Source organism: Blastococcus sp. SYSU DS0552, assembly GCF_054050815.1.
In genome coordinates this window covers 90,226-116,726 of sequence record NZ_JBJHAB010000004.1, presented here as the reverse complement: position 1 = coordinate 116,726, position 26,501 = coordinate 90,226, and the positions used below count along the sequence as shown (strand labels likewise).

Genomic DNA, 26,501 nt, shown 5'->3' with positions numbered 1-26,501 from the left:
GCCTTCGACGCTAACCCCGGGTGCTAGCTCTTGCAAGCGGAGCGGCTAGCACCCGTGGGTGATACCAGCCACACCCGGCCGGCGGCCGGTCAGGCGTCCAGCGCAGCGGACTCCCGGACCTCGCCGACGACACCGGTCCCGCCGGAGACGGGTGTCCGCGCCCACGGGGCAAGCACCTCGGCGGGGACCCCGAGCCGGCGCAGCCCGGCCGCGAGCGCCGGCGTCCGCCCGCGGTCCCCGCCGTCGTCCAGCTTCAGCGCCACCGCTCCCGCACCCGGCACCGCCGCCACGTGCACCCCGTCGGCGCCGCCCTTCACCAGGAGGCCGGGGACCGCACGCATCAGGTCGGTGTCCTCGCGGCCCGAGCCGGCCACGAACCAGGGCTGGGCACGCATCGCGTCGGCGACCGCCCGCTCCCGCGAGCCGTCGGCCGCCTGCACCAGCGAGAGGACCCCGCGCGCCAGCCCGGTGAGCGGCAGGGCGTGCTGCGGCGCACCGCACCCGTCGACGACGACGGCCGCGACCGGCACACCGGCCGCCTCGCCCAGCCGCGCCTCGATCGCCTGCTGCAGCGGGTGCTCCCGCTCCAGGTAGCCCGCCGTCGGCCAGCCGGCGGCGACGCAGGCCGACAGCATCGCGGCGTGCTTGCCCGAGCAGTTCATGGCCAGGCGTTCGGGGGCGCGCCCGGGGACGAGCCAGGTCGCCTTCGTCGCCTCGTGCTGCGGCAGGGCCGGCGGGCAGCCCAGGTCGTCGGGCCCCAGCCCGACGGCGGCGAGCATGCCGGCGACCAGCTCCCGGTGCCCGTCCTCGCCGCTGTGGGAACCGGCACCGATGGCCAGCTCCTCGGCCGAGCGCGGCGTCCAGCCCGACGCCAGCATCGCGGTCGCCTGCACCGGCTTGTTCGCCGACCGGGGCAGCACCGGCCGGTCGACGTCGCCGGCGGCGAACCGCACGTCCCCGTCGGCGCCCAGCACCACCAGCGCTCCCCGGTGCACCGACTCGAGGAACCCCGACCGCCGGACCTCGACCAGCACGGGGTTCTCCGGCCACGGTGAGGCGGAAGAACCGCCGCGAGCGTGCTGAGGTGCTGGAACGGTCACGCCTCAGGGTCCCATGCGGAGCGTGCGAGGCACGGGGGGAGGCGTGGTCCTTCTAGTGGTCCTCCTAGTGGCGTCCCTCGTCGGCGAGCAGGGCCGCGACGTCGGCCTCGCCGTCGCGGTACCGGCGGCCGAGCTCCGCGGCCAGGCCGTCCATGACCTGCTGCACGCCGCGGCGACGCTCCGACAGCCCCTTCTCGGCGTCGGCGAGCGCCCGCGCGGCCGCCTCGAGCTTCGCGTCGGAGAGCTCGGTGATCGCCGAGAGGTCGGCGCCCGGGGTGAGCGCGTGCACCCAGGACTCGTACTCCTGCGGGTCCGCCGGCTGCACCGTCTGGTGGCGGCCGAGGCCGTGCGCGGGGCCCCGCCCCTTCTCGGCGAGGATCTCGGGCAGCAGGTCGACCAGCGAGCGCCCGTCGTGCTCGGCCCGCCGCTGCAGCTCGCGCCGCACGATGTCCAGGCGCCCCTGCAGCAGCCGGCGGGTGTAGGAGAGGTTGACCTCCTGCTGCTCCGCCTCCCGGCGCAGCCGGCGCACGTCGCCCATGGGCCGGCTCACGGCGCTCTCCAGGAACGCCGGGTCCAGCAGCGCGTCGACGGCGGCACCCCCGGCGGGGGACGGCTTCGGACTCACGGGGGTGGCCTCCAGGTGCGGGACGCCCGGCGCACGGGCATCGGCGGTGGTCAGCGGCGGGCGCTGGCCGGAGCGTAGGTCAGCGCCCCCGACCTGCCCACCCGTCAGGCGGACGGCCGCGGCGCGCTCAGCCGATCGTCCCAGACCGGACGGCCCGGACCCGGTTCCGCGCCGCCACCTGGGTGTCGTCGAGCGCCGGCGTGGCGTCGTCGGGGTCGATCGCGGCCGTCGAGCCACCGACGGCCAGCGCGGTGTCCTGGGCCACCGACTGCTTGACCAGCGCCAGGGCGATCACACCCAGCTCGTGGTGCCGGACGACGCTGCCCACCCGGCCGACCGTCCGCGTGCCCGCCAGCACCGGCTCGCCGGGGCCCGGCAGGTCCTCGCTGACCCCGTCGAGGTGGAGCAGCACCAGCCGGCGGGGCGGGCGGCCGAGGTTGTGCACGCGGGCGACCGTCTCCTGCCCGCGGTAGCAGCCCTTGTCGAGGTGGACGGCGGTGCTCAGCCACTCAAGCTCGTTCGGGATGGTCCGGTGGTCGTTGTCGACGCCGAACCGGGGCCGCCTGGCCTCGACGCGCAGCGCCTCGTGGGCCGCAGCACCCGCCAGGGGGGCGCCCAGGCGGTCGGCCACGGCCCCGAGGTCCGCCCGCGGGACCAGCAGGTCGTGGACGGCGGCCGACCCGTCGCCGACCGGCGGCATGCGGCGCACCCACCCGGCACCGGCCGGCTCCACCGCGTACGGCGCGCTGGGCACGGGCAGCTCCGCCGTCGCCAGCACCTCGTCGGCGCCGGGGCCGACCAGGGACAGCACCGCCCAGTCGTCGGTGACCAGCCCCGGCTCCACGCGGAGCATGAACCGCATCCGCTCGAGGAACGCCTGCAGGGCGGGGCCGGCGCCCGGCTCGACGTCGACCCAGGTCGTGCCACCCAGCTCGGCGAGGACCAGGTGGTGCTCGACGTGCCCGTGGGGGCTCAGCACCAGCGCCTCGCTGCCGATGCCGTCGGCCAGCCGCTCGAGGTGCTGGCTGGTGATGCTGTGCAGCCAGGAGAGGCGGTCCACCCCGGGCACCGCCAGGACGTCGCGGTCACTGCGGTCGACCAGGCCGGCGCCCTCGGCGAGCAGCCGCTGCTCGCGCAGCGGGTCGCCGTAGTGCGCCGCGACGACGCGGGCGGACTCGGGTCCGGCCTCGAGGGGCACCGCCCCGGGTCGCGAGAGGAGGGGTGAGGGCGTGGTCATGACGACTCCGTTCCGGCGCGGTCTCGGCAGGCGCGGCACGTGCCCGACAGGGCGACGTGGCCGACGTCCACGGTGAAACCCAGGTCGGCCGCCAGACGTTCCGCCGCCGCGTCGAGCAGGTCGGGGGCCGCCGACGAGATCTCGCCGCAGGAGTTGCAGACGACGTGCAGGTGGGGCCGCTCCGCGGCGTGGTAGACCGGCGCGCCACGCCCCAGGTGGGTGTGCCAGACCAGCCCGAGCCGCTCCAGCAGCTCCAGCGTCCGGTAGACCGTCGAGGTGTCGGGGGCGCTGCCGCCGGGGCCGGCCTCCTCGCGCAGCCGGGCGCCGATCGCCTCCGGCGTCGCGTGCGGCAGCGCCGCGACCGCGGCCAGCACCCGGGCGCGCTGGGGGGTCAGCCGCAGGCCGCGGGCCCGCAGCTGCTCCGCCAGCGGAGCGGCGACGTCGTCGGTCCCCATGCGGTGAGCCTAAGCCCGCGGTGCGGCAGGCTGGACCCGTGAGCGAGCAGCGCAGGGTGGCGGTCTGGCAGGACGGCGCGGCGGCGCCGGTCCCCGCCGACCAGCCGGTCGTGACCGCCTTCGACCTCGGCCTGGCCCGCGGCGACGGCGTCTTCGAGTCCGTCCTCGTGGTCGGGGGGAGCACGCCGCACCTGCCCGCGCACCTGGCCCGGCTCGCCCGCTCCGCCGGTCTCCTGGGGCTGCCGCACCCCGGCGACACGGCCTGGCGGGAGCTGGTCGCCGTCGTGCTGGCCGGCTGGCCGGCCGACGTCGAGGGCGTGTGCCGCCTCCTCCTCACCCGCGGGCTCGGCGACGGCGCGCCGCCCACGGCGCTGGCCCTGCTCGCCCCGGTCCCCGCGGAGACGGTGCGGCAGCGTCGCGAGGGCATCTCGGTGGTGACGCTCGGGCTCGGGGTGCCCGCGGACTTCCGCGCGGGGGCACCGTGGCTCCTCGGTGGCGCCAAGACCCTCTCCTACGCGGTGAACATGGCGGCCCAGCGGCACGCGCACGACCTGGGGGCCGACGACGTCGTCCTCACCAGCCTCGAGGGGCGGCTGCTGGAGGGCCCCACCTCGACCGTCGTCTGGGCCGCCGCGGGCACGCTGCACACGCCCCCGGTGGACAGCGGCATCCTCGCCGGCACCACCCAGGCGCGGCTGTTCGACGCCGCGCGCGCTGCCGGGTGGCCGACCGCGTCGACCCCCGGCACGGTCGAGGACCTGCACTCCGCGGACGCGGTCTGGCTGCTCTCCGGCGTGCGCGGCGCGGTGACCGTGCACACCGTCGACGGCGCGCCCCGCGGCGACGCCGGGCTGTCCCCCCGCATCCGGGAGCTCCTCGCCGGGTAGCGTGAAACCCAGGTGCGCCGGGAAGTCTGGTCGGCAGCGCGTCCGTTGCCGGGCGCGCCCCCGACCCGATCCTGCCCTCCGGAGCCGCCCCGTGACGTCGACCGCCCCCAACCGCCTCTTCGGACGCGGCTCCTGGACCGAGGCGCAGCGCGTCGCCTCGGTGCTCCGCAAGGAGACCGTAGGCGGCGCCCTGCTGCTGGTGGGGGCGGCGATCGCGCTGGTCTGGGCCAACTCCCCCTGGGCGGAGAGCTACGAGGCGCTGCGCGACACCCGGGTGGGGCCGGCGGCCCTGCACCTGGACCTCACCCTCGGGACGTGGGCCGCCGACGGCCTGCTGGCCATCTTCTTCTTCGTGGCCGGGCTGGAGCTCAAGCGGGAGTTCGTCGCCGGTGACCTCCGGGAACCGCGCCGCGCGGCCCTGCCCATCGCCGCAGCGGTGGGCGGCATGGCCGTCCCGGCGCTGTTCTTCGTGCTGCTCAACCTGGGCGGCCCCGAGGGTGCGCTGGCGGGCTGGGCGATCCCCTCGGCCACCGACATCGCCTTCGCCCTCGCCGTCCTGGCGGTGATCAGCACCCACCTGCCCAGCGCCCTGCGCACGTTCCTGCTGACGCTGGCGGTCGTCGACGACCTGCTGGCCATCACGATCATCGCGATCTTCTACACCTCCGCCCTGGCGGTCACCCCGCTGCTGCTGGCGCTGATCCCGCTGGCGCTGTTCGGCTTCCTGGTGCAGAAGCGGATCCGCTCCTGGTGGCTCCTGCTGCCGCTGGCCGCCGTCACCTGGGTGCTCGTCCACGAGTCGGGCGTCCACGCCACGGTCGCGGGCGTCCTGCTCGCCTTCACGGTCCCGGTCGTCCGCAGCGAGGCCGCCGGCGGGCCCGACGCCGGGCCGGGCCTCGCGGAGCACTTCGAGCACCGCATCCGCCCGCTGTCGGCCGGCGTGGCCGTCCCGGTCTTCGCGTTCTTCTCCGCCGGCGTGGCGGTCGGCGGGCTGTCGGGCCTGGGCGAGTCGCTCGGCGACAGCATCGCCATCGGCATCGTGGCCGGGCTGGTCGCCGGCAAGGCGATCGGCATCACCGGCGCCACCTGGCTGGTGGCCCGCTTCACCCGGGCCCAGCTCGACGAGAACCTCGGCTGGCCCGACGTCCTGGGGTTGGCGCTGCTCGGCGGTATGGGCTTCACCGTCTCGCTGCTGATCACCGAGCTCGCGTACGGCGCCGAGAGCGAGAGCTACGAGCACGCCAAGGTCGGCATCCTGGCCGGCACCGTCGCCGCGGCGCTGCTGGCCAGCGTGATCCTGCGGCTGCGCAACCGCCGCTACAAGGCGATGTACCTGCACGAGCTCAGCGACCTCGACCAGGACGGCGTCCCCGACGCCTGGGACACCGTCGACGACCGCGTCGGGCAGCCGGCCCGCGCGGCCGCCACGCCGCCCGGCCCCGGCGCCACCCCCGCGACCGAGGAGCTGGGCGAGGAGGCCGCGCAACCCGGCTACGAGACGGTCGACGACCAGGCCGAGCACGAGCCGGAGTGGGAGGGCGCCACCCCGCCTCCCGGGCGCACCGCCACCGACGCCGCCGAGGACCTCGGGGACGACGACGGTCCGCGGCCGGACTACGAGACGGTCGACGACCAGGCCGAGCACGACCCCGACTGGTCGGGCACCCGCCCGCCGGGGCGCACGATCGGTCCAGGCAGCGGAGGCTGACCCCTCCCGGCTCACCGCGACACGCCGGTCCCGGACCGGCCACCAGGGCGTTCGCTCACAGCGGAGCAAATCGGTTGCCGCTCCCGTGCCCGCGGCCGTACCGTCGTGGCACACGAGAGAGGAGGTGGTCCGTAACTTTGCTGAGCTACAGGACTCGTGAGGTGGCTGTCCGCTAGCCGCCGTCCAGATGGGCCGCCCGTTCGGATGGGAATCCGAACGACGGCATGATCGCCCGTCCGTCGATGGCGGCGAGCGAGAACCGGACAGTCACCCGACCCCCGGGCCGCCGACAGTTGTCCAGTCGGCCCGCGTGCGGCTCCCCTGTGGAGCGCCGCGGAGCAGCCCGGGGGTTGTCCGTTTTCCAGGAGGCGTACGTGCAGCTCGGCGGACTCCCCGTCGAGACCGACGTGTCCGCCGGCGCCTGGCTCGCCGAGGCGGTCGGCCGGGCCCACTGGGGCACGGTGGCCTCGCTCGTGCCGCCGGTGTTCCCCGCCTACGCCCGCGTGCTGCACCCCGCCTACCGCTACGAGGGCGACGACGACGTGGAGGTCCCCTGGACCGCGGTCGCCGCGCTCAACGGCACCGTCGTCCACCCGCTCGCGCAATGGCCGGCGGTGACCGGCGGCTGGGAGTACCTGCACGAGGACAGCCAGCCCCCCGACTGGGACGGCGCCCCCGCGGAGGGTCACCTGCCCACCGCGGTCGCCGCGCGCATGGCTGCCGTGCTCGCCCGGCACACCACCGCGCCCGGGGACTGCCTGTTCGGCCGGTGGGCCGGCTTCGGCGCCGACGCCGCCGCACTGCGCGGTCAGCCCACCCTGCCGCTGCCCCGGGGCCGCGACGCCGTGCTGGTGCGGGGCCGGGTGGCCGACGCAGCGCGCAACCTGGCGCCCGAGCCCGCCGAGCAGAGCGCCAACCTGTGGTGGCCGGCCGACCGCGTCTGGGCCGTGGCCACCGACATCGACCTGATGAGCACCTACGTCGGCGGCAGCCCCGCCTGCGTCGCCGAGCTGATGGCCACGCCGGGGCTGGAGGTCCTGGCCTCCGGGGTGGACGACCGGGTCGGCCACGCCGACGACCCGGTGAACCCGACCCCGCCGCGACGCTAGAGCACCGCGAGCTCCGCCTCGAGGTCGTCCAGGCCCAGCGACCCCTGCGACAGCGCCGCCATGTGCCAGGCCTTCAGGTCGAAGGCCGCCCCGTGGGCCCGCTGGGCCGCGGCCCGGCCGGCCAGCCACGCCCGCTCCCCGAGCTTGTAGCTGATCGCCTGCCCCGGGATCCCGAGGTAGCGCACCAGCTCGCTGTCGAGGAAGGCGACGTCGGCGCCGGAGTGCTCGCCCAGGAAGGCGCGCGCCAGCTCCGGCGTCCAGGGCTGACCGCGGTGCTCGGCCAGCGCGCCGTCGGCGTCGTCGGGGACCGGCAGCTGCAGGTGCATGCCGATGTCGATGACCACCCGCACCGCCCGCAGCTGCTGGGCGTCCAGGAACCCCAGCCGCTCCGCGGGGTCACCGAAGTAGCCGAGCTCGTCCATCAGCCGCTCGGCGTAGAGCGCCCAGCCCTCCACGTTCGCGCTCACCGAGCCGACCGAGGTCTGGTACGTCGACAGCTGGGAGGAGACGTGGACCCACTGGGCCAGCTGGAGGTGGTGGCCGGGAACGCCCTCGTGGTACCAGATCGAGACGAGGTCCCACAGCGGGAACCGGGTGCGGCCCAGGGTGGGCAGCCAGGTGCGGCCCGGACGGGAGAAGTCCTGCGCCGGCCGGGTGTAGTACGGCGCCGCCGCACTGCCGGGCGGCGCGATCATCGCCTCCACCCGCTTCACCGGCTCGGCGAGGTCGAAGTGCGCCCCGTCCAGCTCGGCGATCGCGTCGTCCATCATCTGCTGCAGCCGCTCGCGGATCTCCGCCACGCCCTCGACGGCCGGGCCGTTGGTGGACAACCAGCGCATCGCCTCCAGCGGGGTGGCGCCCGGGCGCACCTTCTCCGCCTCGATCCGCTGCTCGGCCAGGATCCGCCGGTGCTCGGCCCAGCCCCAGGCGTAGACCTCCTCCAGCCCGCCACCCGAGCCGAGGTCCGACCCGGTCCAGCGGCGCACCGCCCGGGTGTAGCGCTCGCGGCCCACGGCGTCGGGCACGTCCTCGGTGCGCGGGCCGTACTCGTCGCGCAGGTGGTCGCGGATCGCGGCCACCGCGGCGTCGGCGGCCTCGGCGGTCGACCGCAGCTGCGGTTGCAGCGCCTCCGGGCCGGCGGCCACGAACGTCGCGAAGTAGGGACCGGCCAGCCACTGGTCCAGCTGCTCGACGACGGTGCGCACCTGGCGCGGGGCCACGAGCAGGTTCCGCCGGGCGGCCTCCTCCAGCGTCTCCCGGTAGGCGCGGTAGGCGTCCGGGACGCGGGCCAGGCGCCGAGCGAGGACGGACCAGTCCTCCTCCGACGCCGCCGGCATCATGCTGAACACCTGGCGCACCGAGTGCACCGGGCTGAAGAGGTTGTTCAGCGAGCGGTAGGGCTCCCCCACGCCGTGCGCGTCCAGCTCGGCGGTGAGCCGCTCGCGCAGCAGCCGGGCGCACCGGCGCTCGACCGGGTCGTCGCCGAGCGCGGGGTCGGCAGCCAGCACCCGGTCCAGCTCGGTGAGCGTCTCGCGCGCCAGCGCCGCCTCGGCCTCGATGCCCGCCGGCGACAGGTCCGGGAGCCGGTCGTCACCGGGGCGCACGCCGAGCGCCGTGGCCAGGATCGGATCGAGCTCGGCGGCCCGCGCGACGTAGGCGTCGGCGACCTGGCGAGGAGTCGTGGCGCGGCTCCTGCCGGCCGTCATCGGATGCGCTCGAGGCGGGCCGACATGACCGGGCGGGGCGGCTGCTCCCCCACGGCGCGGTCGATGGCGTACATCAGCGCCCCCTCGACGATGCCGTAGAGCCGCACCGACCGGGTGACCTCGACTGCGTCGGGCGTGCGCGCCAGCACGTCGCTGGTGAGCTCCCAGCTGGTGGTGGTGCGGGCGGTGCCGACGTAGATCTCCACGAGCCCGTCGGGGCTGGCCACCAGCAGCTCGACGTCGTCGTTCCCGCGGGGGCGCCAGAAGCCGGACTCCCGGACGTCCGGCCCCACGATCCTCCCGTCGTCGGTGAGCCGCCAGGTGCGCGACTCGTACGCCAGGAAGCCCCGTCCGTCGTGGGCGAACCGGATCCACTGGCCGAACCGGTGGTCGCCGCCGGTGCCGGCCGCCTGGCCCTCCCCGTGCCACTCCCCCAGCAGGGGCAGCACCGCGAGGAGCTGCTCGGAGACCTCCGGCCCGCTGCGGACGTCGGCGGTGTCGGGCACCGGCAGCTGGGTCGGGCCGCTCATCGCCGGCCCGCCTTCGGGCCGCGCGCGAGCTGGAGGGCGCCGTAGCCCAGCGCCACGGCGCCGGACGCCGTCAGGGTGACCAGGAGCCAGGCAGAGACCATGGGAACCACCGTAGTGACGGCGGGGCGACCGGTCCTCAGGCGGCCACCGGTGCGTGCTCCGCGGTCGCGGCGACCACCTCGGCCCACGGGGTCGGCGCGATGCCGAACGTCGCCGTCGTGTCCGCCGCGTCGATCACGTACTCCTGGTCGAACTGGTGCCGCACGGCGACGACCTCCCGCATGAGCGGCGACAGCAGCCCCACCGCGCGCAGCACCGGCCAGGGCACGCCACGGACGGTCGGCGCCGGGGCGGATATGGCCGCCGCCAGGTCGGTGAGGGCGGCGCGCTGGGAGCGCGGTGGGGCGCTCGGCACGTGCCAGGCCCGGCCGAGGGCGCGCTCGTCGGTGCCCAGGGTGGCCAGGGTGGTGGCGACGTCGGGGAGGTAGGCCCAGCTGCGGGGAGCGTCGGGGTCCCCGATCACCCAGGCGGTGCGACCGCGCCGGAGGGCGGGGAGCTGGCGCATCAGGTGGGACTGCGCAGCCGACACCTGCGGTCCGACGAAGTCCGCGGCGCGGGCCTCGGTGATCCGCACCCGGCCGGCCTGGTGGGCGGCCAGCGCCTGCTGCCACATGCGCGCCCGGACGAGCCCCTTGGTGTCGGTGGCGGCCAGCGGCGTCCGCGGCGTCATGGGCCCGTGGGGGCGCCCGTAGGGGTAGAGGTTGGACATGGTGACCAGGACGGCGCCGGTGCGCTCGGCGGCCAGGAGCAGCGCGTCCGCGACCGGCGGCCAGTCGGTGGCCCACCGGTGGTAGGCGGGGTTCACCGCGTTGTAGAGCGCGGCCGCGCCGCGGGCGGCGTCCGCGAGGGCCCCGGCATCGGCGGCGTCCACCTGCCGGTGCTCGAGCCCGTCCGCGGAGACCCCGCCGCTCCGGGAGAGGACGCGCACGTCGTGCCCGCGCTCCCGCAGTTCGCGGGCGGTGGTCAGGCCGACCGGCCCCTTGCCGACGACGACGTGCAGTGCCATGGGTGCTCCCCGGTGGTCGTGATGTGAGCGGCGCTCTCGTTGTGGGGCAATGCTCGCGCTGGCGACCGTTGCGTGTCAAGAGCACTGCTCTCGCTTGCGCGCACTGCTCCGAAGCGGCACGCTGGACCGGTGCCCACCGCCCGGGAGCGCGTCCGCGCCGAGATCACCGCCGAGATCGCCGACGCGGCCCGGCGGCAGCTCGCCGCGGTCGGTGCGGCCGGGCTCTCCCTGCGGGCGGTGGCCCGCGAGCTCGGCATGGCGTCCTCCGCCGTGTACCGCTACGTCCCCAGCCGCGACGAGCTGCTGACCCGGTTGATCATCGACGGCTACGACGACCTGGGCGCCGCCGCCGAGGCCGCCGACGTCCCCTCCGACCCGCCACGCCGGCGCTGGCTGGCCGTCTGCCGGGCGGTGCGCGGGTGGGCTCTGGAGCACCCGCACGAGTACGCGCTGCTGTACGGGTCGCCCGTCCCGGGGTACGAGGCGCCGGCCGAGACCGTGCCCGCCGCCGCCCGCGCAGGCGTGGTCCTCGGGCGCATCCTGGGCGATGCCGCCCGCTCCGGGGCGCTCCCCGAGGCCGCCGGCGAGCGCGATCCGGGCCTGATCAGCGACGGCGCGGTCGCGATCCTGGGTGGCGAGCACCCGGCCCTCGACGAGACGGTGCGCGTGCGTGCCCTGCTGGCCTGGAGCTCGATGTTCGGTGCCATCAGCTTCGAGCTGTTCGGCCACCTGGTGGGCTCGGTGGTCGACCGCGACCGCTGGTTCGACCGCGCCATGGCCGAGCTCGCCGGCTCGCTCGGCCTCTGACCGGCCACCGGCGCGGGCCGGGTGAGGCCGACCCGACAGCCCGGGTTGCTGGTGGGCCGGGGGGTCGTACGGCAGGCTGGACCGGCCCCGCGCACGCGGGAGACAGTGGGAGGAGCGGACATCGGGATGGCCCAGGCCGGCCGCAGCGCGGCGCAGATCACGGGCGAGGAGTCGCTGCCCGGGACGCCGTCGTGGTTCTCGGTGCTGCAGGACTCCTCGCTGCTGCTCGCCGCGGTCTGCGACACGGGGGGCACGCTGCTCACCGCCAACCGGCTGGCGCTGGAGGACTGCGGCTTCGACCGCCGCGACCAGCTGGGCCGGCTGCTGTGGGACGTCGGCTGGTGGGCCGGCGACCCCGAGGCCCGCGCCCGGGTCACCGCCTGGTGCCAGCAGGTGGCCACCGGTGGCGAGCCGGTGCGTGCGGCCACCGGCTTCTTCCTGGCCGACGGGACGCGGCGGGTCGCCGACCTGACCCTGCAACTGGTGAGCGAGGGCACGCAGGAGGAGTACCTGCTGGTCACCGGCCTGGACGTCACCGAGCGGCTGGAGAACGAACGCCTCACCGCCGAGGCGCGCGCGGCCGGTGCCGAGGCGACCACGCTGCGCCAGGTCGCCACCGCGCGCGCCCGGGACCTCGAGGTGCTGCAGGAGACCGAGGCCAAGCTCACCCGGGCGCTCGCGATCACCGAGCGGGTGCTGGCCAACGTCGCCGACGGCATCTACGGCCTCGACGTCGACGGCCGGGTCGAGTTCCTCAACCCCGCCGCGGCCCGGCTCACCGGCTACCCGCCCGGCGAGCAGTTCGGCAAGGACCAGCACGCCCTCATCCACGGCACGCGCCCGGACGGCTCGCCCTACCCGCGCGAGGAGTGCCCGGTCTGGCGGGCCCTGCGCACCGGCCGCACCGTCGTCGCCGACCAGGAGACGTTCTGGCGCAGCGACGGCACCCCGATCCCGGTCGAGATGGTCGTCGTGCCCACCGTGGAGGACGACGAGCTCACCGGCGTGGTGGTCTCCTTCCGCGACCTCACCGACCGGCTGGCCGCCCAGCGCCAGGCCGCGGAGCTGGAGGCCCTGGCCGCCCGGGCCGCCGCGGACCGCGCCCTGTCCGACCGGCTGCAGCAGTCCCTGCTCACCCCGCCGCCGGAGCCCGACCACCTGCAGATCGCCGTGCGCTACCGCCCCGCGGCGCACGAGGCGCAGGTGGGCGGCGACTGGTACGACGCGTTCCTCCAGCCCGACGGGGCCACCATGCTGGTGATCGGCGACGTCGTCGGCCACGACAGCAACGCGGCCGCGGCCATGGGCCAGCTCCGCGGCCTGCTGCGGGCGCTGGCCTACGCCGAGGAGGACGGCCCGGCGGCGACCCTCACCCGGGTCGAGCACGCGGCGCGGGGGCTGGCGGTCTCCTCGCTGGCCACCGCCGTGCTGGCGCGCATCGAGCGGCATCCCGAGGAGCCCGTCGCCGGCCGGCGGCTGCTGCGCTGGAGCAACGCCGGGCATCTGCCGCCGATCCTGCTGGCCCCCGACGGCACCACCACGCTGCTCACCAGCACCCCGGAGCTGATGCTCGGGATCGACCCCGGTGCGCCCCGCGGCGACCAGACCGCCGACCTGCTCGACGGGTGCACCCTGCTGCTGGTCACCGACGGGCTCGTCGAGCGCCGCGACATCGACCTGGACGAGGGCCTGGAGCGGCTGCGCGAGGCGCTGCGCGACCTCGGCCGCACCCACTTGGAAGAGCTGCTGGACACCGTCCTCACCCGGCTGGTGCCCGACGCCGGGGCCGACGACGTCGCCATCGTGGCCGTCCGCGCCTTCCCCGAGGACCGGCCCCGGCCGGCCGAGGCCGGTCCGCGCCGGGTGCCGCCGGGTCTCGCCTGAGGGCGGGCCCGGGTGCGGCGCCCCGGGAACACCGACGGCCCGTCCCCCGGAGGGAGACGGGCCGTCGGACACCACCGCGTCAGGCGATCGGGACCGTGGTCTCGTTCAGCCCCACCTCGGCGGCGAGCTCGCGCTCTCCCTTGCCGACCGCGGCCAGGGCGCGCAGCTTCCACGGCCCGGGGGCGGCGAAGAACCGGAACTCACCCTCGGGGCTGGTGACCACCTCGGCGGTGAACTCGTCGGTCGAGTCCAGCAGCCGGACGTATGCCCCGGCCACCGGGGCGCCGTCGTGCCACACCGAACCCTGGATGACCGTCTGCGTGCTCAGGTCGATCCCGTCGAGGGAACCGCCCTGCTTCGGCGCTCCGCACATGTCAGCTCACTTCTCGATCGGGACGCCGACGAGGGAGCCGTACTCCACCCAGCTGCCGTCGTAGTTCTTGACGTTCTTCTTGCCGAGCAGCTCCCGCAGGACGAACCAGGTGTGGCTCGAGCGCTCGCCGATGCGGCAGTAGGCGATCGTCTCCCGGCTGTCGTCGAAGCCCTGCTCGGCGTAGAGCTTGGCCAGCTCCTCGTCGGACTTGAAGGTGCCGTCCTCGTTGGCGGCCTTGCTCCACGGGATGTTGATCGCCGTGGGCACGTGGCCGGCCTTCTGCGACTGCTCCTGCGGCAGGTGCGCGGGCGCGAGGATCTTGCCGGAGAACTCGTCGGGCGAGCGGACGTCGACGATGTTCTTGCTGCCGATGGAGGCCACGACCTCGTCGCGGAACGCGCGGATCGAGAGGTCCGGCTCGCTCGCCCGGTACTGCGTGGCCGGGCGCTGCGGAGCGTCCTTGGACAGCGGGCGCCCGTCCAGCTCCCACTTCTTCCGGCCGCCGTCCATCAGCTTCACGTCGGAGTGGCCGTAGATCTTGAAGTACCAGTAGGCGTAGGCGGCGAACCAGTTGTTGTTGCCGCCGTAGAGCACGACGGTGTCGTCGTTGCTGATCCCCCGGGCCGACATGAGCTCCTCGAAGGCGCTCTTGTCCAGGAAGTCGCGGCGCAGCGGGTCCTGCAGGTCCTTCTTCCAGTCCAGCTTGACGGCGCCCTCGATGTGGCCGCCGTCGTAGGCGCTGGTGTCCTCGTCGACCTCGACGAGGACGATGCCGGGCTGGCCCAGGTGCTCCTGGACCCAGTCGACGGTGACGAGCACGTCGTTGCGGCTCATGGTGGTGGTCCTCCGGATGATCGGTGTGCGGTCGGTCGGTCTGGTGCTGCAGGGACGACGCTGATCGCTCGGACCGCGGAACTCACGGGAGAGAGGGGCATCCCGACGGCGCGGAGAGCGCGTCTGGACGGCGCGGTGCCGCCCTCAGAGGGCGGGACACAGGCAGCTGCCGACGCGGCACAGGTCGACTGTGCGGCGCGAGGTCAGCAGGATGCCCACGGCGCGAGGGTAGCCGATCACCGCGCCCCACCCACGTGGGCGTCCACCATTGCGAGGAGTTCCTCCGGCCGGGGTGCGCCGGTGCTGCGCCCCACGAGCGCTCCGGCCCGGTCGAGGTAGAAGAGCGTGGGCGTCCGCCGGACGCCGAGCTCACGCACCTCGTCCAGGTGGCTCTCCGCGTCGACGTGCACCGTGACGAGGCCGGGTCGGGTCGCCGCCAGCCGGGCCAGCCGCGCCCTGGTCGCCCGGCACGGCCCGCAGAACGCGGTGGAGAACTGCACCACGGTCAGGTCCGCCTCGGCCGGTCGCACGCCGAGCCGTCCGAACACCGCAGTCGTGTCCACCGCATCCACCTCCGCTCCGGGCACCGGCTGGGACGAACCGGGGCCACCAGGGCGCTATTCCGGCCGGAGGACCGTGTCCTCGGCCACCGCGCGCACCTCGACGCCGTCCTCCGCGGGGGTCACGTCCGTGAGCCGGAGCCCGTAGGGCAGCTCCACGGGGTACCGGAGGTCGAGCAGCTCGGTGACCCGGCCGACGAGGGAACGGGGCACCTCGACGCCGGCACCGGCGACGCGGTCGACGTCGACGACGAGCTCGTCCCCGTCGACCGAGACGGTGCCGGCTGCGGTGAGCGGCAGCGTGCGGCCGAGCAGCTCGACCGTCCGGGTGATCCGGAGCCCCTCACCCTCGCGCTCCAGCGTGGTGTCCCCGCCGAGCTCCCGGGCGAGCAGCTCGTAGGAGAGCGTCGCCGTCCCGTCGATGCGCTCGACGGGCACCTCCTGCACCGTCCCCGACCGCAGCTCGGACAGGGGCAGGTGCACACCGCGGAGGGTGACGTCGGCTCGGGTGCCCTCGGGCTGGCCCAGGTCCTCCGCGGTCAGCGAGACGTGGACCTCCTCGTAGCGCCCGCCGACGGCCTGGGTGAGGAACGGGAACCCGCGGACGTCGACCTCCGGGCGGCCGGCCAGCTCGTCCTGGCTCGCCAGCTGCTCGGCGACCCGGTCCTCGGCGAAGCCCACCGCGACCCGGTCGAGCAGGACGCCGAGGCCGACGAGCAGGACGAGGAGGACGGCGACGACCTTCACAGGACGGTCAGCAGGGCCAGGGCCACCGGGGCGCAGGCGGCGAAGGGCAGCACGACCTGCACCACGGTCGGCGCCCACGGGGAGAGCGCCTCCGCCTGGCCCTCGCTGGTCGTCTCGACGGCGAGGTAGCTGCCGGCCACGGCCACCAGCGCCACCACCCCGGCGACGACGGCACCGACGGCCGGTGCGCGCAGCGCACCGAGCTCGGCCAGGTCGCGGACGGCCCAGGCCGTGCCCGCGCCCGCGAGCACCGCGAGGACGATGCCGAGCAGCCCACGGGGGACGCCGGGGGCGAGCTGCGGCCGCGGCAGCACCTGGTCGACCAGGTGGCCGACCAGGAGCGCGACCCCGGCCACCAGGGCGATCGTGGCCAGGCGGCCGTCGTCGGCCCGGCCCAGCGGGAGGAGCACCGCGAGTGCGCCGACGGCGGTGACCAGCACGGCCGACCCGGCCAGCGAGTCGACCAGGTCGTGCCGTGGCGAGCGCAGCATCTGCTGCAGGACGGCGGCGAGGAAGCCGATGCCGAGCACGGCCAGCAGACCGCCCGGACCCGGGTCCTCGGGCAGCGCCAGCGCGAGGTCCGCCGCCACGGCGGCGGCCGTGCCGACGGCGAGCGAGGCCGCGAAGCCCTGCATCCCGGTGGCGAGCACCCAGGAGAGGACCAGCGCCAGCTGCAGCACGAGCACGGCGGCGAGCGCGCCCACCTCGCCGACCGCCGCCGGGAGGCCGGCGAGCAGGCCCGCCGCGACGACGGCGAGCCCCGCGGCCGACAGGTGGTGCGGTCGGGCCGGTGTCGTCGACGGGACCGCGGTGGGGCTCACGCGCCGATCGTCTCAGAAGCCCGACGCCCGATCCGCCCGACGAGCGGAGCGCTCGCTCCGCTCTCGGCGTGTCCGGGCCCCGGGACCACCCGTGCGGTGGCGGTGGGCCTGCGGGCGGCACCTCGACCGGCCGCCTCCGCGGCAGCTGGGGCTGTCCGGCAGGCACCTCCGCTATCCTGCTGGCTCACCTCGACAGCGTTGTCGCAGGTCCGGTCGGCGCCCGCCGGCCCCGGACCCCGGAGGAGACGACATGCGACTCGTGCTCATGACCGCCGCACGTCAGGCCACGACCGAGGTGCTGCCCGCCCTGGGGCTGCTCGGCCACCAGGTCCGCGTCGTGGCGCCCGAGCTCTCCAGCCTCCTCGACGGCGACTCCGGCGACGTGGTCCTGGTCGACGCCCGGTACGACCTCATCCAGGCGCGCACCCTGTGCGGGCTGCTGTCCTCCACCGGGGTGGCCTCGGCGCTGGTCGCGGTGCTCTCCGAGGGCGGGTTGGTCGCCCTGTCCGCGGACTGGGGCGTCGACGACGTCCTCCTGGACACCGCCGGCCCGGCGGAGGTCGACGCCCGGCTGAAGTGGGCGACCGCCCGGCGGCTGGCCGCGACCACCCCGGCCGACGGCGCCGACGGCGGGGTCACCCAGGCCGGTGAGCTGGTGATCGACGAGCACAGCTACTCGGCGAAGCTGCGTGGCCGCCCGCTCGACCTCACCTACAAGGAGTTCGAGCTGCTGAAGTACCTGGCGCAGCACCCGGGGCGGGTCTTCTCCCGCGCGCAGCTGCTCCAGGAGATCTGGGGTTACGACTACTTCGGCGGCACCCGCACCGTCGACGTCCACGTGCGCCGGCTGCGGGCCAAGCTCGGCACCGAGCACGAGGCGCTGATCGGCACCGTGCGCAACGTCGGCTACAAGCTGGACCAGCAGGTGGCCGACGCCACCGCCCGGGCCGCCGCGGAGGGCCGCGCCGCGACCGCCGAGGACAGGGCCGGCGCCGAACTGGTCTGATGGCCCGGTGATCGACGATCCCGACGTCGCCGGCGTCCTCGCCCTGCTCCGCGCCGCCGGCGCCGCCGACGGGGTCCGCCCCGTCTCCGAGGAGGGCGAGCTGCGGCTCCGCCACGGGTCCCCCGGTGGGCACGACCTCACAGTCCACGACGAGGACGGCGCCCTGGCCGGCTACGCCCGCCTCGACGGCGACACCGCCGAGCTGGTGGTGCACCCCGAGCGGAGACGGCGTGGCCACGGCACCGCGCTGCTGCGCCGCCTCCTGGACGTCGCCGGCGACCGGCCGCTGGACGTCTGGGCGCACGGCGACCTGCCCGGATCCGCCGAGCTGCTCGCTCCGCACGGGTTCCGGCGGGCACGGGTCCTGCTGCAGATGCGGCGGGGCCTGGCCGGCATCGACCCCGAGCCGCGACCCGAGCTGCCCGCCGACGTCCGGGTGGTGCCGTTCGTCCCCGGCCGGGACGAGGAGGCGTGGCTGGGGGTGAACGCCCGCGCCTTCGCCTGGCACCCGGAGCAGGGCCGGATGACGCGCGCGGACCTCGAGCTGCGCGAGGCCGAGCCGTGGTTCGACCCGGAGGGCTTCCTGATGGCCTGGCGGGGGGATCCGGGAGCCGGCGAGCTGCTCGGCTTCCACTGGACCAAGGTGCACCCGGCCGGGGACGCCGGTCCCGAGCCGGTCGGGGAGATCTACGTGCTCGGCGTCGACCCGGCGGCCCAGGGGCTGAGGCTCGGTCGGGCACTCACCGATCTGGGTCTGGCACACCTGCGCCGGCAGGGCCTCGAGGAGGTGCTGCTGTACGTCGAGGAGGACAACGCGGCGGCGGTGCGCTTGTACGAGGGGCGGGGGTTCCGCCGGTTCGCCGTCGACGTCGCGTGGCACCGGGAGCCGCAGCGCTCCTGAGGCCGTTCGGCGGCTACGGGGCGGGAGCGCTCAGGACGACGTGGCGGAACCCCGACGGGCCGGGTCACCGCGGTACGCCGACTGGTCGTCGTCCTCCCCGAGGAGGTGGTCCCGGAGGAAGGTCTTCGGGTGGTAGCGGCGGAGGTCGACGTCGCGGAGGTGTTCGAAGTCCCCGCCGAGGGTGTCGTGCAGCTGTCCGCGCACACCGGTCACCGCACCCCGCACCCGCTTCAGGCCGCCGGCGGCGTCCTTCGCCAGGTCCGGCAGCCGCTCCGGGCCGAAGATGAACAGCGCGGCCAGGCCGAGGACGACGATCTCGCCCCACCCGATGGAGCTGAACACCGGCGCTCCCCTCAGGGTCGATCAGCGGACAGGACTCAGCCCAGGGCGGGGACCGCGTGCCGGACGGCGGCCTCGGTGGCGATCTCCTCCGCCCAGCTCCGGACGGCTCCCCAGTTCCGGAGATCGCCCCCCGCGCCGCCGGTCGGCCAGACGCTCCGTTCGGCGGCCGAGAGCAGCCGCCGCTCCAGCCGGCCGCTGAACAGGCGGTGACCGCGGGCCCCGATGCGGTCACCGAAGGAGCGCGCGTCCCCGTCGCCACCGTCGGAGCACCTCGGGTGGCTGGCGCCCAGTCCGCTGGAGAACAGCCACGTCGGGCGGCGGAGCAGCTCCGGGGCGACGGCCTCGACGTAGCGCCGGGCCGGCTCCAGCCAGCGGCCCGAGTAGACGGCGCTGCCGAGCACGACGGCGTCGAAGTCGGCCGGGTCGGGCAGCAGCTCCACCGGAGCCAGGGTCGCGGACAACCGACCGCTGCGTCCCGCAGGCGATGCGGACAACCCCCGGGCCAGCTCGGCGGCGATCTCCCTGGTCGACCCGTGCCGGCTGGCGAAGGCCACCAGCACGCGGGGACCACCGCTGCCGCCGGTCCGGGCGGTCAGCGAGGTGAGGAGATCCCCGGTTCCGGGAGGACAGGCCCGGACGGGCGTGGGGGTCGCGCCGGGGCTCGTCGCCAGCAGGTGGGTCATGACCGTGGACGCTATGCGGCACGGGACGGCGGCGGCGTGAACTCCGGGGGAACAGCCGCCGACCCCGGGAGAGCCGGTGCAGAGGGCTCCCGAGTCCCGCGCGCGCGGAGGCCGGCGCCGCGGGAGAACGCGCGGTCGGCCGGCTCGCCGCCGGGTGAACTCGACGCCCCGACCGTTGTCCGAGGGTTCGCCCGCGGGCCGTCCGAGCGCCTCCTGGCGTGCCTAGCGTCCGACAGGCCTGGGGTTGCACCGGCCCCGAGGACCCACTCCGAGGAGACACGGTTCATGACCATCTCGTTCGATCGACGCAAGTTCCTGCAGCGCGGCGCAGCGGTCACCGCCGGCACGATGCTGGCCAGCGGCACCCAGCTCCTGGGGGCGCACGGCGCGCTCGCCGCACCCGGCGCTCGCGGCCAGCAGCTGAAGGCCCCCGACAACGGCGGCTACGGCCCGCTGCAGCCCACGAAGGACCGGACCACCGGGCGGACCCTGCTGAACCTGCCGGCCGGCTTCGAGTACGCCTCGTTCGGCCACGCCGCCGAGTACGCCGCCGCCCTCGGCCTGCCGGCCGCGGTCGGCTCCGACGGGTACCCCACCCCCGGCCGTCACGACGGCATGGCGACGTTCACCGAGCCCCAGAGCTACCGGGGCATCATCAAGCTGGTCCGCAACCACGAGCAGGGCTACTCGCCGATCGACGCGGGGCAGGAGCCGGGGGACTACACCGGCCGCGACTACGACCGCGACCTGATCGGTGACCCGGCGTCGGCGTACGACCCGATGGCCGCCGGTGGGACCACGACCCTGACGTTCGACACGCGTTCGCTGACGCTGGTCGACAGCTTCATCAGCCTCAACGGCACGTCGGTCAACTGCGCCGGCGGCCCGACGCCCTGGGGCTCCTGGCTGAGCTGCGAGGAGACGGTCAACGGGACCCAGAACGGGTTCACGAAGAACCACGGCTACATCTTCGAGGTCCCGGCCAACGCCCCCGACCGGAAGCGGAGCCGCGGCCCCTTCCCGGAGATGGGCCGGTTCGCGCACGAGGCGGTGGCCGTCGACCCGGCCAACGGGACCGTCTACGAGACCGAGGACAGCGGCAACACCTCCGGGTTCTACCGCTTCCTCCCCAACAAGCCGGGCTACCTGGCCGAGGGCGGCACCCTCCAGATGCTCGCCGTCAAGGGTCAGCCCCAGCTGAAGACGTACGAGGGCCACAGCGACCGCGTGGGCCAGCCGATGCAGGTCGAGTGGGTCACCATCGACGACCCGGACCCGGCCGACATCACCACGGAGTCGGTCTTCAACCAGGGCTTCGCCAAGGGTGGCGCCGCCTTCGCCCGTCTCGAGGGCTGCTGGTACGACGGGGGCAGCATCTTCTTCAACGCCACCAGCGGCGGTGACGTCGGCGCCGGCCAGGTGTGGGAGTTCCGGCCGCGCGGTCGCTCCGGCGGCCAGCTGATCCTGCTCTTCGAGTCGCCGTCCCTGGAGGTGCTCGACGCGCCGGACAACCTGACCGTCAGCCCCCGCGGCGGGCTGGTCCTGTGCGAGGACGGCGGCGGTGAGCAGTACGTCCGCGCCCTCAACGAGCGGGGCGAGATCTTCGACTTCGCGCGCAACAGCATCGAGGGCACGGAGGACGACATGAACAACGAGTTCGCCGGGGCCTGCTTCAGCCCGGACGGCGACGTCCTCTTCGTCAACATCCAGACCCCGGGTGTCAGCTTCGCCATCCGCGGCCCCTGGGAGAAGGGCGCGATCTGACGCCCGGTACCTGCGCGGGGCTCCGGCACGCACGCTGACGCCTCGGTCCACCGGCTGCGCCCCGGCATCTCCCTGGATGCCGGGGCGCAGTCGCGTGTCCCGGGTCGCCCATCGCCCCGCCCGTGACTCTTCGATCCGCCGTCGCGCCGGCTCTGCCTCGCGGACACCGCGCATCCACCCGGACCCGCGACCGTGTCGTCGTGCCCCTTGCCCCAGACCACGTCGGCCGGCCCGACGCTCCCGGCCGCTCCCGGACCCGCCGGCGCGGATGCGCGTCGATCCCCGTGGACGCCGGCGTCCGGGGAGTCCGCGCCCGGCACCTCCCCTCCTGGCCTTGCGGGTGCCCCCGCACGAGCCCGTCGACGTCGAGGCGCCCGCTCGGCCGGAGCGCTCGGTGACGTCGCCGCTGGAGCGGAGCCCGCTGCAGACGCCGGCGGATCACTGCGGGTGGGCTGACGGCCCTCGCGCCGACGCGGCGACCCGCCGGCGCCGGTCGTGTCGCCTGGTCGGGGCGCTGCTGGCCGCGGCGATCCGCGTCCCGCTGCGGGCAGGCGCCGGCGGGAACGGCCGGCGGCGGGCCGCCGTCTGCAGCGCCGCCGGCATCCTCACCGCGCTGGGGGTCCGCGTCGAGGTCGTGAACCCGCCGCGGCCCTGGCCGCGCCCGCGGACCGGCCACCTCGTCGTGAGCAACCACGCCTCCTGGCTCGACGGGCTCGCTCTGCTCGTGGCCGTGCGGGCGACACCGGTGGTCGAGGCCGGCGAGCGGGACCGGGCGCTCGTGGGCCGGCTGGCACGGCGCCTCGGCGTGGTGGTCGTGGAGCCCGAGCGACCGCAGTCGGTCGCGGCAGCGGCTGCGGAGGTCGGTGCAGACTCCGTCGCGGCGAATCCGTCACGGTGCGTCCGGAGGGAGCACCGAACTGCGGTGGACCGGTCCTGGGCTTCCGCCCGGTCTTCTTCCAGGCCGCCGTGGACGCCGGCGCGGCGGTGTGCCCCGTGTCGATCCGGTACCGCACCGCCACCGCCCGGCCCACCGGCCGGCCCGTCTGCGTCGGTGGCTCGCTGGGGAGCAGCATCCGACGGACCCTCGCCACGCGGGACCTCGTGGCCGAAGTGCACCTGCTGCCCGCGCTGGAGGCGACCACGCACGACCGGAGGGCCCTCGCGGCGCACGCGATCGGTGGTGCCGGCCGGCCCCTGCCATCGCCGGACGGCAGCACACCCGGCCACGCCCGGTCGACCTCCACCCTCGGCCGGCCCGGGATCCCCGTCCCGCGCCGGCACATCCCGCCGGCCGCCTGAGGCGACGCCGCCGGGACACCGCCGCGCTACAGCCCGACGCCGGCGCCCCGGCGACCGCGACCGCGACCGCCCCGCCGGCCGCGGCAGACCCCTGCGACGAGCGGGGTCAGCACCAGGGCCGCGGGGAAGGCGAACGGTCCGAGGCCGCCGGCGGACACCTCGCCCGTGCTCACCAGGGCGGCCCCTGCGGTCCCCGCGGCGACGGCCGATGCCGCCAGGACGAGGACACGCACCGCGCGACCGCACTCGCGTTCGGGGTCGCCGGACTCGACCGGCGGCTCCCCCGCCTGGTGGACCATCGACGCGCCCGCGGCGACCGCCAGCACCGCGGCCGCCAGCAGCAGCAGGACGGCGACCATCGTGGTCACGACCCGCGGATCTCGACGCGGCCGGAATGGCTCCTCACGTGCCCACCGTCGGCGGTGGACGTGACCCCGGGGTGGCGCGGACGTGTCAGCGGGCTGGAGTCTGCGCGGCATCTCCGGGCGCCGACGGACCCCCGGTCGGCGGCCTCCGCGCCGCCCGGTGACTCCGACCGGGGAGGACGCGCCCCGAGCCGCACCCGGTCTTGCCCGGCCGGCAGCTCCTGAGGGAGCATCCTCCCTGGCAGACGTGACGCCGGCCACCCATGATCATCTCAGTCCTCTGCGGTCGTTCACCCTGCGTTCACCTGCCCTCGGTAAGCGCGCCACCTGAGGTCCCTAGCTTCGATCGCGTCGGTCCCACGCTGCCCGGAAGACGTCCGGGCGAACCTGAGAGGCCCTGAGTTGAAGCTCAGCACCAAGACGCGCGCCACCACGCTCTCCGTGGCGCTCGCCAGCACCCTCGCGCTCGCCGCCTGCGGCGCGTCCAACGAGTCGAGCAACGCCGGTGGGGGTAGCGACGCCGGCAGCGGCGGCGAGCTGAGCGGCACGCTCGTCGGCGCCGGCGCCAGCAGCCAGCAGGCGGCCATGCAGGGTTGGACCGCGGGGTACAACAGCGTCCAGCCGGACGTGACCGTCAACTACGACCCGGTCGGCTCGGGCGGTGGCCGCGAGCAGTTCCTCGCCGGCGGTACGGACTTCGCCGGCTCGGACGCCGCGCTGGACGAGGAGGAGCTCGCCGAGGCCGAGGAGCGCTGCGGGACCTCCGGGGTGTTCGAGCTGGTCAACTACATCGCGCCGATCGCCGTGGTCTACAACCTCGAGGGCGTCGACGAGCTGAACCTCTCCCCCGAGACGCTCGCGGGGATCTTCAACCAGCAGATCACCAACTGGAACGACCCGGCGATCGCCGCCGACAACCCCGACGCGACGCTGCCCGACCTCCCGATCACGCCGGTCAACCGTGCCGACGACTCCGGCACCACGGAGAACTTCACCGAGTACCTGGCCGCCGCGGCGGGCGACGCGTGGCCGCACGAGCCCGACGGCGTCTGGCCGGTGTCCGGCGGCGAGGCTGCCCAGGGCACCTCGGGCGTGGTGAGCGCGGTCGGCGCCGGCAACGGCGCCATCGGCTACGCCGACCTGAGCCAGGCCGGCAGCCTCGGCGTGGCCAACATCGGGGTGGGCGACGAGTTCGTCGAGCCGTCCGCCGAGGCCGCGGCCGCGGTCGTCGAGAACTCCGAGACGCTGGAGGGCCGCGGCGAGTACGACTTCGCCATCGAGCTCGCCCGCGACACGACGGAGTCCGGCAACTACCCGATCGTGCTGGTCAGCTACCACATCGGCTGCATCGAGTACGAGGACCAGGAGACCGCTGACCTGGTCAAGGACTTCATGGGCTACGTGATCAGCGAGGAGGGCCAGCAGGCCGCCGCCGAGGCCGCCGGGTCGGCGCCGATCTCGGACTCCCTGCGCGAGCAGAACCAGTCCGCGATCGACGCGATCACCGCCGCCGGCTGATCCGGCACCATCAGTGACGGCCCGGAGCGTCTGAGACGCTCCGGGCCGTCACTCCGCCCGCCGCCGGCGGGCACACCCGACGGGCACCCCATCGACGCGCAGCAGACGGAGCAGCGGTGACAGTCAGCAGTCCCCCGCAGGAACCGACGGCTCCCCGGGCAGTACGCCGGCCCGGCGACCGGATCTTCGCCGGCAGCGCCAAGGGCGCCGGGATCCTCATCCTCGTCATCCTGGCCGGGGTGACCGTCTTCCTCCTCGCCGAGTCGCTCCCGGCGCTGACCGCGCCGGCAGAGGAGCTCCCGGGCGAGGGCGGGCTGGTCTCCTACGTCTGGCCGCTGATCTTCGGCACGCTGCTGTCCGCCGCGATCGCCCTGCTGGTGGCCACCCCGCTCGCGGTCGGCATCGCGCTGTTCATCACCCACTACGCGCCGCGCCGCGTCGCCCAGGTCCTCGGCTACGTGGTCGACCTCCTGGCCGCGATCCCGAGCATCGTGTACGGCTTCTGGGGCATCGCCTGGCTCGCCCCGCGACTCGTGCCCTTCTACCGCTGGCTCGAGGAGAACCTCGGCTTCATCCCGCTGTTCGCCGGGCCGGTCTCGGCCACGGGGCGGACGATGCTCACGATCGGGCTGGTCCTCGCCGTCATGATCCTGCCGATCGTCAGCGCCATCTCCCGCGAGGTCTTCACGCAGGTGCCGTCGCTGCACCGCGAGGCGGCGCTCGCCCTCGGCGCCACCCGCTGGGAGATGATCAAGATGGCGGTCATCCCGTACGGCAAGAGCGGCGTCATCGGTGGCGCCATGCTCGGCCTGGGCCGGGCGCTCGGCGAGACCATGGCGGTCGCCATCATCCTCTCCGGCTCGGCCGCCGGCATCACCTTCGCCCTGATCTCCAGCGCCAACCCGCAGACCATCGCAGCCAACATCGCGCTGCAGTTCCCCGAGTCGACCGGGCTGGACGTCAACACGCTGATCGCCAGCGGCCTGGTGCTGTTCGTGATCACGCTCCTGGTCAACATGCTCGCCCGCTGGATCGTCAACCGCCGGGCCGACTTCTCCGGAGCCAACTGATGAGCACGTCGATGCAGCAGCGCAGCACGGGCGTCAGCGCCCCGGGCACGCCCCCCGAGCGGCGCGGCAACGGCCGGCTCCCCCAGTGGGCGCCGTGGGCCTGCTTCGCCGCGGCCCTGGCGCTGGCCGCCCTCATCGGGTTCCTGACCAGCCCGAACATCGTCCTGCTGGTCATCTACACCGTCGTCCTGGGCACCGTCGCCGTCTACGCGACGTCGCGCGTCGTCGAAGGCCCCCGGCGGGCCGTCGACCGGCTGGTCACGTGCCTGGTGGTGACCGCCTTCGGGATCGCCATGGTGCCCTTGGTGTCGCTCGCCTACGAGGTGATCCGCCGCGGTGCGCAGCGGTTCGACGGCGAGTTCTTCGGCGCGTCCCTCCAGGGCGTGATCGGCGAGGGTGGCGGCGCGTACCACGCGATCATGGGCACCCTGATCATCACCTTGCTCACCACGCTCATCTCGGTGCCGATCGGCCTGATGACCGCCATCTACCTGGTGGAGTACGGGTCCGGCCGGCTCAAGCGGTCGATCACCTTCTTCGTCGACGTGATGACCGGTATCCCGTCGATCGTGGCCGGCCTCTTCGCCTACGCCCTCTTCGTGATCTTCTTCGGGCCGGGGATCCGGCTCGGCATCATGGGCGCCGTCGCCCTCTCGGTCCTCATGATCCCGGTGGTGGTGCGGTCGGCCGAGGAGGTGCTCAAGCTCGTGCCCAACGAGCTGCGCGAGGCTGCTTACGCCCTCGGGGTCCCCAAGTGGCGCACCATCCTCAAGGTGGTCATCCCCACCGCGATCGCCGGTCTCGGCACCGGCGTCACGCTGGCCATCGCGCGCGTCATCGGTGAGACCGCGCCGCTGCTCGTGACGGTCGGCATCACGAACGGCACCAACCTGAACCCGTTCGAGGGCCGCATGGCCACCCTGCCGGTCTACGCCTTCTACCAGCTGACCCAGCCGGGTGTACCGCCTGAGGACGCGATCAACCGGGCCTGGACAGCGGCGCTGGTCCTCATCATGCTGGTGATGGGCCTCAATGTGGTCGCCCGCGTGATCAGCCGCGTCTTCGCCCCCAAGACCAGTCGCTGAGCTTCATCCACCCAGGAAG

The 26,501-nt window shown here is 75.0% G+C and carries 27 protein-coding genes; 12 read left to right on the top strand and 15 right to left on the bottom strand.

The genetic code is table 11. From position 1 onward, the window contains the following. Positions 1–89 precede the first annotated feature (89 nt). The 4 genes from ACI8AG_RS05600 to ACI8AG_RS05585 form a co-directional block, all read right to left on the bottom strand. Positions 90–1,034 (bottom strand): asparaginase, encoded by a 945-nt coding sequence (locus ACI8AG_RS05600; protein ID WP_456596240.1) that lies wholly within the window; start codon positions 1,032–1,034, stop codon positions 90–92. A gap of 130 nt (positions 1,035–1,164) precedes the next feature. Next, a complete protein-coding gene (locus tag ACI8AG_RS05595; RefSeq protein ID WP_456589169.1) occupies positions 1,165–1,725 on the bottom strand; it encodes an RsiG family protein in 561 nt (186 codons plus the stop codon). Between the two features lie 127 nt (positions 1,726–1,852). Further along, positions 1,853–2,962, bottom strand: coding sequence for a CAF17-like 4Fe-4S cluster assembly/insertion protein YgfZ (gene ygfZ / locus ACI8AG_RS05590; RefSeq protein WP_456596239.1), 1,110 nt, complete (start codon positions 2,960–2,962; stop codon positions 1,853–1,855). Further along, positions 2,959–3,417 (bottom strand): Fur family transcriptional regulator, encoded by a 459-nt coding sequence (locus ACI8AG_RS05585; protein WP_456589171.1) that lies wholly within the window; start codon positions 3,415–3,417, stop codon positions 2,959–2,961. Before ACI8AG_RS05585 ends, ygfZ begins: the two co-directional genes overlap by 4 nt. Before the next feature lie 38 nt (positions 3,418–3,455). On the opposite strand from ACI8AG_RS05585, the gene ACI8AG_RS05580 reads away from it, so the two are divergent. The 3 genes from ACI8AG_RS05580 to ACI8AG_RS05570 all read left to right on the top strand — a co-directional run bounded on the left by ACI8AG_RS05580 (position 3,456) and on the right by ACI8AG_RS05570 (position 7,121). Further along, the gene (locus ACI8AG_RS05580; RefSeq protein WP_456596238.1) at positions 3,456–4,304 is read left to right on the top strand and encodes an aminotransferase class IV; all 849 of its coding nucleotides are present in this window, start codon (positions 3,456–3,458) and stop codon (positions 4,302–4,304) included. 91 nt (positions 4,305–4,395) lie between these two features. After that, positions 4,396–6,012 (top strand): Na+/H+ antiporter NhaA, encoded by a 1,617-nt coding sequence (gene nhaA, locus ACI8AG_RS05575; protein WP_456596237.1) that lies wholly within the window; start codon positions 4,396–4,398, stop codon positions 6,010–6,012. Between the two features lie 350 nt (positions 6,013–6,362). Continuing rightward, positions 6,363–7,121: a hypothetical protein gene (locus tag ACI8AG_RS05570; RefSeq protein ID WP_456596236.1), complete on the top strand. Its 759-nt coding sequence runs from the start codon at positions 6,363–6,365 to the stop codon at positions 7,119–7,121. Here the strand turns inward: ACI8AG_RS05570 and ACI8AG_RS05565 are convergent. The 3 genes from ACI8AG_RS05565 to ACI8AG_RS05555 all read right to left on the bottom strand — a co-directional run bounded on the left by ACI8AG_RS05565 (position 7,118) and on the right by ACI8AG_RS05555 (position 10,423). Beyond that, positions 7,118–8,827: a DUF885 domain-containing protein gene (locus ACI8AG_RS05565; RefSeq protein WP_456596235.1), complete on the bottom strand. Its 1,710-nt coding sequence runs from the start codon at positions 8,825–8,827 to the stop codon at positions 7,118–7,120. The two genes, ACI8AG_RS05570 and ACI8AG_RS05565, sit on opposite strands and share 4 nt — an antisense overlap. Next, positions 8,824–9,357 (bottom strand): FABP family protein, encoded by a 534-nt coding sequence (locus ACI8AG_RS05560; RefSeq protein WP_456596234.1) that lies wholly within the window; start codon positions 9,355–9,357, stop codon positions 8,824–8,826. Before ACI8AG_RS05560 ends, ACI8AG_RS05565 begins: the two co-directional genes overlap by 4 nt. Before the next feature lie 136 nt (positions 9,358–9,493). Next, a complete protein-coding gene (locus tag ACI8AG_RS05555) occupies positions 9,494–10,423 on the bottom strand; it encodes an NAD-dependent epimerase/dehydratase family protein (RefSeq protein WP_456596233.1) in 930 nt (309 codons plus the stop codon). Positions 10,424–10,552: 129 nt separating this feature from the next. On the opposite strand from ACI8AG_RS05555, the gene ACI8AG_RS05550 reads away from it, so the two are divergent. Next, positions 10,553–11,230, top strand: coding sequence for a WHG domain-containing protein (locus ACI8AG_RS05550; RefSeq protein WP_456589178.1), 678 nt, complete (start codon positions 10,553–10,555; stop codon positions 11,228–11,230). A gap of 126 nt (positions 11,231–11,356) precedes the next feature. Then, positions 11,357–13,114, top strand: coding sequence for a SpoIIE family protein phosphatase (locus ACI8AG_RS05545; protein ID WP_456596232.1), 1,758 nt, complete (start codon positions 11,357–11,359; stop codon positions 13,112–13,114). A gap of 79 nt (positions 13,115–13,193) precedes the next feature. Here the strand turns inward: ACI8AG_RS05545 and ACI8AG_RS05540 are convergent, their stop codons facing one another. From ACI8AG_RS05540 to ACI8AG_RS05520, 5 genes are all read right to left on the bottom strand, one after another. Beyond that, on the bottom strand, positions 13,194–13,487 hold the full coding sequence (locus ACI8AG_RS05540; RefSeq protein ID WP_456589180.1) for a DUF1416 domain-containing protein: 294 nt from the start codon (positions 13,485–13,487) through the stop codon (positions 13,194–13,196). Positions 13,488–13,493: 6 nt separating this feature from the next. Then, the gene (locus ACI8AG_RS05535; RefSeq protein ID WP_456596231.1) at positions 13,494–14,321 is read right to left on the bottom strand and encodes a sulfurtransferase; all 828 of its coding nucleotides are present in this window, start codon (positions 14,319–14,321) and stop codon (positions 13,494–13,496) included. Positions 14,322–14,557: 236 nt separating this feature from the next. Beyond that, a complete protein-coding gene (locus ACI8AG_RS05530; protein ID WP_456596230.1) occupies positions 14,558–14,884 on the bottom strand; it encodes a thioredoxin family protein in 327 nt (108 codons plus the stop codon). 54 nt (positions 14,885–14,938) lie between these two features. Further along, complete coding sequence (locus ACI8AG_RS05525; protein WP_456596229.1) at positions 14,939–15,628, bottom strand: LmeA family phospholipid-binding protein; 690 nt, start codon at positions 15,626–15,628, stop codon at positions 14,939–14,941. Next, complete coding sequence (locus ACI8AG_RS05520; protein ID WP_456596228.1) at positions 15,625–16,449, bottom strand: hypothetical protein; 825 nt, start codon at positions 16,447–16,449, stop codon at positions 15,625–15,627. Before ACI8AG_RS05520 ends, ACI8AG_RS05525 begins: the two co-directional genes overlap by 4 nt. Before the next feature lie 250 nt (positions 16,450–16,699). Between ACI8AG_RS05520 and ACI8AG_RS05515 the strand changes: the two genes are divergently transcribed. After that, complete coding sequence (locus ACI8AG_RS05515; RefSeq protein ID WP_456589185.1) at positions 16,700–17,455, top strand: winged helix-turn-helix transcriptional regulator; 756 nt, start codon at positions 16,700–16,702, stop codon at positions 17,453–17,455. 7 nt (positions 17,456–17,462) lie between these two features. Then, a complete protein-coding gene (gene mshD, locus ACI8AG_RS05510) occupies positions 17,463–18,356 on the top strand; it encodes a mycothiol synthase (RefSeq protein ID WP_456596227.1) in 894 nt (297 codons plus the stop codon). 30 nt (positions 18,357–18,386) lie between these two features. On the opposite strand, the gene ACI8AG_RS05505 is transcribed toward mshD, so the two are convergent. Further along, the gene (locus ACI8AG_RS05505) at positions 18,387–18,698 is read right to left on the bottom strand and encodes a twin-arginine translocase TatA/TatE family subunit (protein ID WP_456589187.1); all 312 of its coding nucleotides are present in this window, start codon (positions 18,696–18,698) and stop codon (positions 18,387–18,389) included. A 35-nt stretch (positions 18,699–18,733) separates the two neighbouring features. Beyond that, a complete protein-coding gene (locus tag ACI8AG_RS05500) occupies positions 18,734–19,381 on the bottom strand; it encodes a flavodoxin domain-containing protein (protein WP_456596226.1) in 648 nt (215 codons plus the stop codon). 285 nt (positions 19,382–19,666) lie between these two features. Here ACI8AG_RS05500 and ACI8AG_RS05495 point away from each other — a divergent pair, with 285 nt between their 5' ends. Together ACI8AG_RS05495 and ACI8AG_RS05490 are read left to right on the top strand one after the other, a co-directional pair. Continuing rightward, the gene (locus ACI8AG_RS05495) at positions 19,667–21,145 is read left to right on the top strand and encodes a PhoX family protein (protein WP_456596225.1); all 1,479 of its coding nucleotides are present in this window, start codon (positions 19,667–19,669) and stop codon (positions 21,143–21,145) included. An 894-nt stretch (positions 21,146–22,039) separates the two neighbouring features. Further along, positions 22,040–22,444, top strand: a complete 405-nt coding sequence (locus tag ACI8AG_RS05490) for a hypothetical protein (protein ID WP_456596224.1) — start codon at positions 22,040–22,042, stop codon at positions 22,442–22,444. 26 nt (positions 22,445–22,470) lie between these two features. Here the strand turns inward: ACI8AG_RS05490 and ACI8AG_RS05485 are convergent, their stop codons facing one another. Next, complete coding sequence (locus ACI8AG_RS05485) at positions 22,471–22,812, bottom strand: hypothetical protein (protein ID WP_456596223.1); 342 nt, start codon at positions 22,810–22,812, stop codon at positions 22,471–22,473. Positions 22,813–23,211: 399 nt separating this feature from the next. On the opposite strand from ACI8AG_RS05485, the gene pstS reads away from it, so the two are divergent. From pstS to pstA, 3 genes are all read left to right on the top strand, one after another. Next, entirely contained in the window at positions 23,212–24,327 is a 1,116-nt protein-coding gene (gene pstS, locus ACI8AG_RS05480; protein WP_456596222.1) for a phosphate ABC transporter substrate-binding protein PstS, read from the top strand. Between the two features lie 116 nt (positions 24,328–24,443). Beyond that, positions 24,444–25,397 carry a phosphate ABC transporter permease subunit PstC gene (pstC, locus tag ACI8AG_RS05475; RefSeq protein WP_456596221.1) on the top strand — a complete coding sequence of 318 codons (954 nt, stop codon included), beginning with the start codon at positions 24,444–24,446 and terminating at the stop codon, positions 25,395–25,397. Further along, the gene (pstA, locus tag ACI8AG_RS05470) at positions 25,397–26,482 is read left to right on the top strand and encodes a phosphate ABC transporter permease PstA (protein WP_456596220.1); all 1,086 of its coding nucleotides are present in this window, start codon (positions 25,397–25,399) and stop codon (positions 26,480–26,482) included. Before pstC ends, pstA begins: the two co-directional genes overlap by 1 nt. Positions 26,483–26,501 lie beyond the last annotated feature (19 nt).